The 11,602-nt window shown below is 66.9% G+C and carries 10 protein-coding genes and 1 pseudogene; 7 read left to right on the forward strand and 4 right to left on the reverse strand.

Translation table 11 applies throughout. From position 1 onward, the window contains the following. Positions 1-14: 14 nt before the first annotated feature. The 4 genes from AB0I98_RS40200 (at position 15) to AB0I98_RS40215 (ending at position 3,970) form a co-directional block, all read left to right on the forward strand. A complete protein-coding gene (locus AB0I98_RS40200) occupies positions 15-722 on the forward strand; it encodes a hypothetical protein (RefSeq protein WP_362950539.1) in 708 nt (235 codons plus the stop codon). 35 nt (positions 723-757) lie between these two features. Beyond that, on the forward strand, positions 758-1,414 hold the full coding sequence (locus AB0I98_RS40205) for a hypothetical protein (protein WP_362950540.1): 657 nt from the start codon (positions 758-760) through the stop codon (positions 1,412-1,414). Positions 1,415-1,420: 6 nt separating this feature from the next. Next, entirely contained in the window at positions 1,421-2,020 is a 600-nt protein-coding gene (locus tag AB0I98_RS40210; protein WP_362950542.1) for a hypothetical protein, read from the forward strand. Between the two features lie 522 nt (positions 2,021-2,542). Then, positions 2,543-3,970 (forward strand): non-reducing end alpha-L-arabinofuranosidase family hydrolase, encoded by a 1,428-nt coding sequence (locus tag AB0I98_RS40215; RefSeq protein WP_362950544.1) that lies wholly within the window; start codon positions 2,543-2,545, stop codon positions 3,968-3,970. Between the two features lie 1,706 nt (positions 3,971-5,676). Here AB0I98_RS40215 and AB0I98_RS40220 read toward each other — a convergent pair. Then, positions 5,677-6,081 carry a type II toxin-antitoxin system PemK/MazF family toxin gene (locus tag AB0I98_RS40220; protein WP_362950546.1) on the reverse strand — a complete coding sequence of 135 codons (405 nt, stop codon included), beginning with the start codon at positions 6,079-6,081 and terminating at the stop codon, positions 5,677-5,679. 167 nt (positions 6,082-6,248) lie between these two features. Between AB0I98_RS40220 and AB0I98_RS40225 the strand changes: the two are divergent. After that, positions 6,249-6,900: pseudogene (locus AB0I98_RS40225) on the forward strand (IS701 family transposase); the annotation flags it as partial. Positions 6,901-7,024: 124 nt separating this feature from the next. On the opposite strand, the gene AB0I98_RS40230 reads toward AB0I98_RS40225, so the two are convergent. From AB0I98_RS40230 to AB0I98_RS40240, 3 genes are all read right to left on the reverse strand, one after another. Next, positions 7,025-8,227, reverse strand: a complete 1,203-nt coding sequence (locus tag AB0I98_RS40230) for a S8 family serine peptidase (protein ID WP_362950548.1) — start codon at positions 8,225-8,227, stop codon at positions 7,025-7,027. Positions 8,228-8,235: 8 nt separating this feature from the next. Beyond that, positions 8,236-8,928 carry a hypothetical protein gene (locus AB0I98_RS40235; RefSeq protein WP_362950550.1) on the reverse strand — a complete coding sequence of 231 codons (693 nt, stop codon included), beginning with the start codon at positions 8,926-8,928 and terminating at the stop codon, positions 8,236-8,238. Between the two features lie 628 nt (positions 8,929-9,556). Next, positions 9,557-9,841, reverse strand: a complete 285-nt coding sequence (locus tag AB0I98_RS40240) for a ribosomal protein L7/L12 (protein ID WP_362950553.1) — start codon at positions 9,839-9,841, stop codon at positions 9,557-9,559. 210 nt (positions 9,842-10,051) lie between these two features. On the opposite strand from AB0I98_RS40240, the gene AB0I98_RS40245 reads away from it, so the two are divergent. Beyond that, the gene (locus AB0I98_RS40245; protein ID WP_362950555.1) at positions 10,052-10,378 is read left to right on the forward strand and encodes a hypothetical protein; all 327 of its coding nucleotides are present in this window, start codon (positions 10,052-10,054) and stop codon (positions 10,376-10,378) included. Then, positions 10,375-11,532 (forward strand): putative T7SS-secreted protein, encoded by a 1,158-nt coding sequence (locus AB0I98_RS40250; RefSeq protein ID WP_362950557.1) that lies wholly within the window; start codon positions 10,375-10,377, stop codon positions 11,530-11,532. Before AB0I98_RS40245 ends, AB0I98_RS40250 begins: the two co-directional genes overlap by 4 nt. Positions 11,533-11,602: the final 70 nt, after the last annotated feature.

The raw sequence follows: 11,602 nt of genomic DNA on the forward strand, positions 1-11,602 counted from the left end.
AGTGAAGGCAACACATGACCCTCAATGCATTGACCACCGCGCCGCAGGACATCCGCAAGCCGGCCTTCTGGTACGGGCTGCCCGTCGGATATGTGTCCCTGGACCTCCTGCCGTCGGCCGAGCGACTCATGGAGATCGTCAACCAACTCCGTGGGCTGCCTGAACATGAACGGGACGAGGCGGACCGCGCCTTGCGCCTTTATGCGGGCATCATTGGCCTGCTGAACACCAATCGGGTGCAGGAGTGCGCGCTCGGGATGCATCCCGACGACGCCGGTGGTTTCACGACGTCAGTGTTCACCGTGTCGACGCTGCCGACGTCGGGCAGCGCGAAGCTTGTGGTGGCAGGCCTCGCAGGTAGCGCCGCGGACGGCCCGGACGAGGGCACGCGACCGCTGGAGTTGCCGTGCGGTCTCGGTTACCTCTCGGAGAAGCGGGCGCCCGCCCCACGGTCGTCCCGGCACCCGGAGAGGAGCGACGCGGCCTCGAGTCACATCTGGCAGGGCACCGTCGCGGTAGCTGCACTGAGCGCCCCGGAACTCATCGTGCTCCAGTTGGTGACCCCGGATCTCGACTCCGCCGACGACTACCGGAACATACTGCTCGGGATCGCCCGCACCCTGACCTTCACCGATCCCGCGCGAGCCATGGCTGCCGACGAGGACCGGGAGCCAAAGGCGCCGACCGGCGCCGCTGCCGCCATGCGGAACGACTTCGGATAGCACCAGCCACGCTGGGGCGGACTGCAGGAGAACTAGTGCCGGAAAACACTCAAGGTGCCCCCGCACCCGAAACGTTGGACACCGCCACGCTGCGGCAAAAGCTGACCAACCGGATGTGGGGGGCCGGTATCCGCAACTCCGGGATCTACGCGCTCATGGCCTTCGGAATGCCGGCACTGGGTGGGGCGGCGGAGAGTGCCGGTATGTCGTGGGTGCCTAAGATCGGGGCGCCGATCATCTTCGTCGGCATCCTCGGCCTCATCGCCACGCTCTACACCATCCCCCCCGCGATCCTCGGCACGCGCATCTGCCGCAAGACGCTCGCGCAGTACTCCTTCGACGCTTTCTGCCCGCATGTCACCAAGGTGGACGGCGCCGGGGCGACCAAAGGCCGCCCGAAGAGCATGACGCTCACGCTACACACCGCCGAAGGCCACGAGTCGCCGCTGATGCGAATGAACCCCGTCCCACGGCGCGGCCCGTGGCGCAACCCCTGGCCCGAAGGCATCGAGAACGGCGTGTACGTCGCCGGCGACCTACCCTTCGGCGCGGTCGGCTATGTCCCGAGCAGCGGGACGTTCTTCCTCATGCAGCCCGACGACTGGGACGCGACCGCCGACGACCGCAAGCAGGCGTCCCCCGACCGCGTCACCCGGGCGCAGAACGCCGACCTCACGCGAAGGATCATCTAGCTCCGCATGACCGACTCCCACACCGGCTCCCGCACCCGAGGCCCTGTGACCCGGGTGATCCTCCGGATCTGCGGCTGGACCTTCGGTGGCATCGCCGCGTTCGCCGCCGTCTTCTGGGCCGTCACCGCGACCGCCGACCTCGCACTATCCGCGGGCGTCTACGGCACCCCGGGCACGTACAAGGTGGTGAGCTGCTACGACACCAACGACCGCCGCAATCGGTCGGATTACGACTGCTACGGGGACTTCACGCCGGACGGGCGCAATGCAGACGACGCCGTCTCTGTGGACCTCGAGGACACCGGGCACGACTACCCGGACGGCACCGAGTTCGACGCCCGGCAGGGACTCGAGCCGCAGACGATTCAACGGGCCGGAATCCGGGGCATCGTGGGCGAGTTGTGGCAGATCGGTTTCGCCGTGACTGCCCTCGCCTGGCTCGCGTACCTGGTGATCAGGCCGCCCAAGTCGGGCAATCCGAACCGGAGCCGGGAGCCTTCCCGACGCGAGAAAGCGGCGGAAAACATGGGCGGCGCTGTCGTCGTCTGCGTCGCTGTGGGCATCCTCGGCTGGATCGCCAACCTCGCGGTGTCGATTGCTTCCTAGGTCCTGGCGTCAGACTCCCGCCTCCCGGGCGATCGCCTGGCACACACGCTCGCGGCGTCGCCGGGCCGCCCTCACCCCGGTAGCCAATGAGCGTTATCCAACCTGCCGGTGAGGATGGGCAGTTGGGCTGACGGACAAGTGAAGCTCCTGGTAGATGGGACCCAGGTTCACGGCACGGCAGGCACCGGGGAAGACGCATCAGCGGCACGGGACACTCTCATGATCGTCAGACGTAGGACAGCCGTAATGATCACCAAGCCCGTGCCCGCACTGCCATCTACCCTTCACGCCAAAGACCCGTACAACCACGGAACTTGAAGCCGCCTTTTCAGTCTGCGAACGTTTCGGCTCGCGATTTGTGCGAGAGGTATTGACGCTGATCAACGGAGCCTCAATCATCCAGTTGCTCGACACTCCGACCCCTGTTCGATATACCGAACATCCAGGGCCGCACACACCGGCATCCGGACAGCCCAGGACGGGGCAAACCGGAACCGCTTGCTCAAGGATGACGAGGTCCTTATGCATAGACGTAGTTTGAGCCGCAGACATCCGGCCGCGGTGCTCGCCGCCGCGGTCGCGGCCCTGGCCGCGTTGGCGGCGATGCTCGTCGCCAGCCCGGCTCAGGCGGCCACCACCAGCGCCGTGCGCGGTGTCGCTTCCGGCCGGTGTCTCGATGTGCCGGGCGCCAGCCAGACCGACGGCACGTTCCTGCAGATCTGGGACTGCAACGGCGCCACCAACCAGCAGTGGACGCTGACGGACAACAACCAGCTGACCGTGTACGGCAACAAGTGCCTGGATGTCCCGGGCCACGCCACCACGTCCGGGACCCGGGTGCAGATCTACACCTGCAACGGCGGTCCGAACCAGCAGTGGCGGGCGAACTCCGACGGCACGATCGTCGGTGTTCAGTCCGGGCTGTGTCTGGACGTCTCGGGCGGCGGTACGGCCAACACCACGGCGGTGCAGATCTGGACGTGCAACGGCGCCAACAACCAGAAGTGGACCGGCCTGTCCGGGACGGGCAACGCGTGTGCTCTTCCGTCGACGTACCGGTGGACCTCGACGGGCCCGCTGGCGCAGCCAGCGAACGGGGGAGTCTCGCTGAAGGACTTCACCACCGTGACGCACAACGGCAGGCACCTGGTCTACGGGACCACCTCCAACGGAACGTCATGGGGCTCAATGGGGTTCAGTCCCTTCACGAACTGGTCGGACATGGCGTCGGCCCCCCAGACCGGGATGAACCAGATCGCCGTGGCGCCCAAACTGTTCCACCTCTCCACCAGGAACATCTGGGTGCTGGTCTCAAATGGGTGGGGTACCAACTGGACCTTCACCTACCGCACGTCCAGCGACCCCACCAACCCCAACGGCTGGTCCGCCCCGCAGGCGCTGTTCACCGGCAGCTTCCCCGCCGGTGAGGGTGGCGTCCCGATCGACCCGACCATGATCGCCGACGACCAGAACATGTACCTGTTCTTCGCCGGTGACAACGGCAAGATCTACCGGTCGACCATGCCGCTCGGGAACTTCCCCAGCAGCTTCGGCTCCTCGTACACGACGATCATGAGCGACACCGAGGACAGGCTGTTCGAGGCGCCGGAGGTCTACAAGGTCCAGGGCCAGAACCAGTACCTCATGATCGTTGAGGCGAAGGGCGCCGGGCGCTACTTCCGCTCGTTCACCGCCTCCAGCCTGAACGGTCCGTGGACCGTCCAGGCCGGCAGCGAGAGCAGCCCCTTCGCGGGCAATGCCAACAGCGGCGCCACCTGGACCAACGGCATCAGCCACGGTGACCTGGTCCGCAACAACCCCGACCAGACCATGACCATCGATCCCTGCAACCTGCAGTTCCTCTACCAGGGCTTCTCCACCAGCACACCGCCGAACACCGACTACCTGCGACTGCCGTACCGGCCGGCCCTGCTCACCCTGCAGCGCTGACCCGCCTGATCCACGGTGATCGCGATGTGGTGCGGTCCGCCGACACGTAGACGAGCGGTTTACGGCGTGGGCGACTCCACCTGCTGACCGATACTCGCCACCTTGAGGAACCCCAGCCACGCGTCGGCTGGGGTTCCTCTCTTTCGTGGGCTCCCACCGTGGGTACGGACCGGAGCCCTATGACGCCACCGGGGATCCGCTTGCCGGCCGAGGTGTGCCGTGAATTCCGCAAGCTTCATCCGGGTCACCGGTCCCTATCGCCCTCGCCCTCCTCGACCCGTCGCCTTCCTGCCGCGACTACGCGAGCACAGCCTGACCATGAGCGAACGACCTGGATACACACGGAACTTGACCAAGCCATGCCGCCAGGCAGATTGGAAAAGGCTCGATGTCCGCCTGTTCTCTCGGTGCCCGGGAGTACCTCATGCACCGCGTCCCGTCCTGGGAGTCCACTTCCTGTTCGCGTGGCTACACGGCGTCGAGGCGGGATACGAGGAGCGGTTCGACGCGGTGTCCGCGATCTTGCCGTGGTCGCCCCGCTGGTTCGTGACACTGCCCAAACTCCGCCACGAAGGGCGTGCTTCGGAATGTTCCTGACGGTGGTGCCATGACCGTCACGCGTCAGCCGTCTACTTGCGCAGCGAAGGACTCCGCGTGCGTGGGCACCGACGCCACTAATGCGATCCACGACCCGTCCGCAAAGCCCAACTCGAACCGGCCGCGCTGGAAAACGCCCTTGGGGTTCGCACGTACTCCGAGGACAGTAGACCGTGGGGCCTCCCACTGAAGTTCGTACGCCCGATCCGTCTGCCAGAGTTTTGCGCGATCCGCGAGTACCAGGACCCTGTGTTCGGTGAACACGACCGCCAGCGTCGTGGCGGGCAGACGTGCGGCCGTGTAGTGCGTCACCAAGAACTGCCCTGCCTGGCTCTCCCAGCCGCCGTGCATTCCCTCCCCGTGGGCTCCCCGGGCGAGGGCATTCTCGACCGTCTGTTCAGCGCCTTCCATCATCCGCTCGAACCGAGTGACGGCCTTCGGTTCGCTCGGCCGCAGGAGCCTCTGCACTGCCCCGGGCAGGCGGGACTTGAGCCGACGCTCCAGCTCTGACTCCCTGGGCGGCTGCCGTAGCCAGACTGGCCGCTCCGGTACCCCAGGAGCCGTCTCGCACTCACATACCGCGAGTAGCCGCTCTCCGGGTTGGAGATGCGGTTGGACCTGGTCACGGCAGTCCTTGGCCATCCTGCATTCCCTCTGATCAGATGAGTGGTCAGCCGAAGGGACTGTCCCAATATTGAGGTTCCACCGTCTGCCGATCATTGTCGGACGGATTGGCGATACCCGATTCCTCACGAGCGGACGTGCTGACCTTCGGAGACCCTGCCGCCACAGGGACCGCCGACGACCGAAGCAACGCCATCCTTGGCTCCATTGGACCTGTTTCAGCCTGCCGTTGGCGGTCGCGAGGGTGGCGTGAGCGAGGTGACCGGCGCCAGCGCAGATTACGGGCGATTGCCGAACGTGACGGTCGGCGGGAGGGGTTCCGTGGTTCGGCTGCCGAAGTGTGCGACGGATCGATACCCCTCTGTCTAGTACTCCAGCCGTAGTTCGTGATCTCGATCGTGAGGCGCGCCGAGGAGGCAGCTGGCAGCGTCGATCATCTGGACGAGACCGACCACGCCGTCGCGGGCGTTCGTTTCCTTCTCCGCCTACCCGAGTCCACCGAGACGGAGGGCGTTCCTTATCTCGCTGAGCTTCGCGGTCGTCGCCGGGGTCCACTCCTTCGCCTGCTCACCGAGACGGAGGGCGTTCTCGATCTCGCTGAGTTTCGCGGAGGACAGAACGCCCGCCCGCTCGATCAGGTCGTCCCGGGACACGGTGGTCAGCCATGTGCAAGGGGTAAAGCCCGGACGCGGCAACGCGAACCGCAGCACGCCTTCAAAGGGCAGTCCTTCCACGGCGCCTACTGCCACTTCGACGCCCAGACCGGTGATGTCGACACCCGCCCGAGCGACGACCTGCATCACCCGGATCCCGGACGCGTCGTCTCCCGACAGCAGCACGACCGGCCGCCGCTCGTCGAACTCCACCCACCAGACTTCGCCACGGTGCACATGTCCTCCTGACACAGGACGGCGGGCGGACGCTGCGCGACCCCGACGCGCTGTGGAGACGGGTGCGGCCACCCGTTAATCATCGGTGTGTGAAGACAAACGATCACACGCTGGCCGCACGTCACAGCGTAGACCCTGCCCGCTGGCAGGAGGCGTTCGAGAACCTGATGAACCGGATAGCGGGACGGTTCACACGGGTCGAACCCCGGTTCCGGGCACGGCAGTTGGTGCTCGGACTGCTGTCGGACCTGCCGCGCAAGAACTGCTGGACCATCGCCGAATGGGCCAGGGAGGCCACCCCGGACGGCATGCAGCACCTGCTCGGCCGGGCCACGTGGGACGCCGACCGGGTCCGCGACGATGTGTGTGACTCCGTGGTGGACCACCTGCACGACGACCAGGCGGTACTGGTGGCCGACGAGACCGGGGACGTGAAGAAGGGCACCGGCACGGTCGGCGTCCAGCGCCAGTACACCGGCACCGCGGGCAGGATCGAAAATGCCCAGGTCGCCGTCTACCTGGTCTCCGCCGGCCGGCGCGGGCACGCGGCAGTGGACCGGGAACTGTACGTCCCGCGTTCGTGGACCTCTGACCCTGACCGCTGCCGGGATGCCGAACTCGACCAGGACACCGCCTTCGCCACCAAGCCGGAACTGGCCACTCGTATGGGTTGCCCGGTTCCTGGACGCCGGCCACCAGGCCGCATGGGTCGCCGGCGACGAGGTCTACGGCGGCAACCCCAGGCTGCGAACCGCACTGGAGCAACGCGGCACCGGATACGTCCTTGCGGTGGCCTGCTCGCACGAAGTCACCACCGGGGGCTACCGCGGTGACGTCAACACCCTCCGCCGCCACCTACGGCGCTAGCATGACGAAATGCCCCGACCTCTCCGCAGAAACGGAGTACCGGGGCATTTGCCAGTCAGACGAGGACTCAGCCACGTCAGCCAGGGAAGTACCCCTGAGCCTGCCCCATCCCGGGCGTCCCGGCCGGCGCCGACGGCCTGCGACGCCCCGACCACCCCAGAAGCGCACCGCCGAGCAGGAACACCAACCCCACGCCGGCTGCGACCAGGCCCGTCATCCACACCCCCTGCTCCATCTCTGGGTGCGTGGTCTTCGACGTGCCGTCCGGAGTCGCCAGGTGCTCCTTGCCCTTGTAAGCCACCGGCCCCGTGGTGTCCTTGGGAGGCGAGGCAGCGGCCTTCACCGCCGCGGCCGCGTTGATCAGGCCGTAGCCGAGCACGGCACTGCCACCGCCTACGGGGCGATGGGTGGTGTCGATCAGGACGTCGTTCACCTGAGCCGGGGTCAACTTCGGGTTCTTCGCGTACATGAGTGCGACGACACCGGCGGCCAGCGCGCACGCGGGTGACGTGCCGTTGGCCGGCCTGTAGCCGCCGGTGTTCGTCGCGCTGACGATGTCGACGCCGGGCGCGGCCACGTCGTTGTACGTGTGCACGGTGGAGAAGTCGGCGCGCTCACCGTTCTGCTGCGTGGCCGCCACCGTGATCACGCCCGCGTAACCGGCTGGGTACTCGACCTCGTTGAAGTCCTCGGCCGAGTTGCCGGCCGAGGCGAGCACCGTCACACCGCTGCGTGCGGCATAGGCCAGGGCGGCGGCCTCGTCCTCGCTGTAACCGCCCAACAAGACCTCACCGCCGAGCGACATGGTGATCACGTCGGCACCGTGCTCGACCGCGTAGTTGATGCCGTTCGCGATCGGGTTGTTGCCTGTCCTGAAGGACTCCTCCAGATCCTCCTCGGTGCGTTCCTCCTCATGCTTGTCATCGATGACACGCACCGAGAGGATTTCGGCCTTCGGGGCCACCTTGAGGACGTCCGAGGCCATGGCGGTCCCGTGCTGCCCCCACTTCGCGTCGCCCGCCTTCAGCCCGTCCTTGAAGTAGTCGGGCCCGGTAGTGACCTTGCCCTTGAGGGCGGGATGGTCGGCGTACACACCACTGTCGAGGACCGCGACGGTCACTCCCTCGCCCTGGCTCTGCCGCTGCGCCGCGGACAGGCCGAGTGCCGTGCCTTCCCAGCCGACCGGCGTGGCCGCCTGCGCCGGAGCGGTGGCCAGCGTGCACAGCAGACCGGTGAGAACGACCGCGGTGGAAGTCGCGCGTATGGTCCGGAACTTCACTGTGGGACTCACCTGCCCAGGTGGATGAGATGGTTGGAGAACGTCTGGCTGAGGGCGTGCGCCGCGTCCATCCAGGGAATCTTGTCGTCGCCGTTCCCGCCGTATCTGCCGAACTCGCCGGGCAGGTTGCCCGACGTACGGCCGTCGACCGCACCGGTCGTGACAGCGACGGCGTATGGGAACGTGGCGCCTCCCATCGAGCGTGCTCCGCCCATGCCGTTACGCCGGTTCTCCTGCCACTTCGCGGCGAGCGTGCCCGGGACCGCGTACGGCACTACGGCGCCGTCGGGGACGACCTCGCTCTCCTGGTCGGAGAGATACTCGCCCATCTCCTCGGCTCCGGTTCCGCCCTTGGGCAGCACGATAATCGCGACGGTGGCGACCATCTCCCCGGTGAGATCGACATACGTGGCACGCAGCACGGCCTCGCACCCGAGCTTCTGCGCGGTCTCCTTGGTGTTGCCGCTGAGGCCCTTGGCGCACGAGGTGTCCTGGGAGATGCCCATCCGGTTCCACTGCGCGATCTTCTTGTCCGCCGCCTCGTACGCCTCGTCGCCGATGGTCGCCGGGAAGAGCGTGTCGGCGGCCTCATTGCGCCACAGCACCGCCCCGTAGGCAGAGTTGCGCACATCCTGCTGACTGTTGCCGTACGCGTGAGTCGCGAGCGCCCCGCCGCCGAGCATGCCGAGCACGCCGAACACGGTGAGCAGCCCACCGACGACCTTCCGGACGGTGCTTCCTCCGCCCGACGGGGGTACCGGTACGGGCGCCCCGGGCGCAGGGTACGCACCGAAGTGGGGCGGCGGTTGGGCCGGCCCAGCAACGGGCGGCGCCCCGGGGGGTGCCGCCGGCATGGACGGCACGGGGCTCTGCCCCTGCCATTGGGGTTGCGGTTGCGGTTGCGGTTGCGGTTGCCAACCACTCTGCGGGGGCGGCTGCCCATACGGATTACCGCTTCCCGGCGGTGTGGGGTAAGACATGGGTTCCCTCTCGCAGATCAATCTTGCGAGGGAGCACGATGGGTGGTCCGGTCTCCCGTGACAGAACCCGCGTCTCCACTGACCCACACCCAGGCTGCTACGAGGCCCAACTATGGCCACTCACGCACCTTCGGCGCCCCCGCGAATCTCGCGACAGTTTACGACCTTCGCAGACGCAAGGGTTGTCCCGCCTCACGGAACTCATATAACGATCTCATTGAAGAGCCACCCGCCACAGCAGCCCCTCCGCGAGGGATCGCAACGCGTGCGCGACACGGTCGAAGGGGCGCAGCCCCGGTTACGTGTTGATGCATTGAACCGGCCCGCGACACGGGCGGCGCTCGGCCGGTTACGCCTCCAGACGCTCAACCGCAGCCTTGGCCTCAACCAGATCGGCCCCCGTGATCTCTCGGTAAAGCTTGATCGCCTGGATCTTCTTTCCCTTCCTCAACAGCACCTCGACCTCACTCAGTTCCGCCGGTCCGGCATCCTGGACACCCAAGTGCTCGAGGAGGAGATCAACTTTCCGCTCTAGGTGGGCAGCTCTCCGGTCGATGCGGCGGACTCTGGCCTCGACGGTGCCCCACAGGGCGACGATGGCAAGCAAAGAGAACAAAAGCACGGTCATGTCCATGGGCCGCAACCGTAGCCGTCTGCCCCACCTCAGGTGAGCCAGGCCCGGGTGCGATCGGACTTAAGACCAACGAGGCGGCCTTTCAGGGGAGTTGCGACCACCCCGCAGCCGTATATGGCCGGCCGGCCGTGCGCCATGTGAACGGTGCCCCCCGTCGGGCTGCTCGACGCCTGCTGGATATCTTGTTGCAACAGCTAATGACTGCGCCACATGAGACAGAGGGATGCCGGCGCCATGGGAGCGGGCTTCAAGGTAGACATATCCGAGCTGGACACGTTGGTCAGGGAGCTTTACCGGAGTCAGGACGAGATGCGTGCCGCGCTGAACGCACTGCGTGACACCGGCCCGAAGACCACGGGGAGCAAAGAACTCGACAACGCCTGCGACGAGTTCCACGACAGCTGGGACGACGCGATCACGAAGATCGCCGAGGGCACGCAGGCCATCGAGGACGGGCTCAAGAAGACCCGCGACACCTACCGGGACGTCGAGACGGCCCTGCGTGACGGTTTCGCCGGCAAGGGCGGCTCCCAGTGAGCAACGACTCGTACCCCGCGCTCGGCTTCGACCCGGCTCCGGGCAGCCCCGGCAACGTCGACTCACTCGCTGCCCGCACCAAGAGGGCGGCAGCCGCACTCGACAACGCGCAGAACAGCATCAAGCGCCTTACGGGGAACGTCACTTGGGCAGGTGACGCCGCCTCCGCGTTCTCGAAGAAGGTCGGGGAACTCCCCCGCTACCTCAAAGACAGCCACGAGGCGATGAGCACAGCATCGTCAGAGCTGTCGAAGTGGCGTGCGGCGCTGGCCGATTACCAGAGCACAGCCCGTACGTACGAGGTCCAGGCCAAGGAGGCCAAAGGCCAGGTCGCCTCCGCGGAGAAGAGCAAGGACGCCGCGACGAACCGCTACAACCGGGCGGCGACCGATCCCTCGTTCCGCCTCAGCGGTCAGTACTTCACCGGCCCGGCATTGCAGGACGCCCAGGCGAAGATCGACGCGGCAAGCGCCCGGCTGCAGCAGGCCGATGGCGAGCTGTCGGCAGCCTCAGCACGGCTGGACCAGGCCGAGCGTGAACTCGAGGAGATCATCAAGCGCACGGAGCGGCTGCTCGAGGAGCACCAGGCCCAGGCCCGTGGGGTTGCGGGCCAGCTCCGTAAAGCGACCGATGGCGCACCTGACCCGGGCTTCTGGGAGAAGCTGGGCGATGAGTTCCAGAAGCTAGGGCACGCGATCCAGGAGTGGTGCGCCCGGCACAAGGACCTGCTGAAGACAATCGGCGACTGGCTGAGCAACATCTCCGCCGTCCTCGGCGTCCTGGCGCTGCTGACCCTGTGGTGCCCACCTCTGTCCGGGGCGCTCGCGCTGGCAAGCGCGGGCTTTTCGGCAGGCGCACTCCTGGCCCATGGTGCGGCCAAGATCGGTGGAGCCGACATCGGACTGATGGATCTGGCGGGCGACGCCCTCGGCGTCATTCCCGGCGCAGGTTTCGCCAAGACAGCTATCACCGGTACGGCGAAGGTCGTCGTACGCGCGGAGAAGGCGGGCGAGCTGGTGACATCGGTCGACGGCGCGGCAAGGGCCGCCCGGCTGGGCAAGCTGGTGGACGACGGGGCCGCGACAGCGGAGGACTTCAGCCGAGCCGGTAACCGAATCCTCAGCGGCACTGAGCCATTTTCAACTTCAGTTTGAGCTGGGCAGGCGCAGGGTGAGGACAGCTTTGACGAGGTCGGTGATGCCGGTGGTGCTGCATCGCAGCTTG

Origin of the sequence: Streptomyces sp. NPDC050211 (assembly GCF_040656035.1) — a bacterium.
GTDB lineage: Bacteria > Actinomycetota > Actinomycetes > Streptomycetales > Streptomycetaceae > Streptomyces.

Coding starts and splice junctions, on each gene's coding strand:
- AB0I98_RS40200 (WP_362950539.1), top strand. CDS start 15: ATGACCCTCAATGCATTGACCACCGCGCCGCAGGACATCCGCAAGCCG.
- AB0I98_RS40210 (WP_362950542.1), top strand. CDS start 1,421: ATGACCGACTCCCACACCGGCTCCCGCACCCGAGGCCCTGTGACCCGG.
- AB0I98_RS40215 (WP_362950544.1), top strand. CDS start 2,543: ATGCATAGACGTAGTTTGAGCCGCAGACATCCGGCCGCGGTGCTCGCC.
- AB0I98_RS40240 (WP_362950553.1), bottom strand. CDS start 9,841: ATGGACATGACCGTGCTTTTGTTCTCTTTGCTTGCCATCGTCGCCCTG.
- AB0I98_RS40245 (WP_362950555.1), top strand. CDS start 10,052: ATGAGACAGAGGGATGCCGGCGCCATGGGAGCGGGCTTCAAGGTAGAC.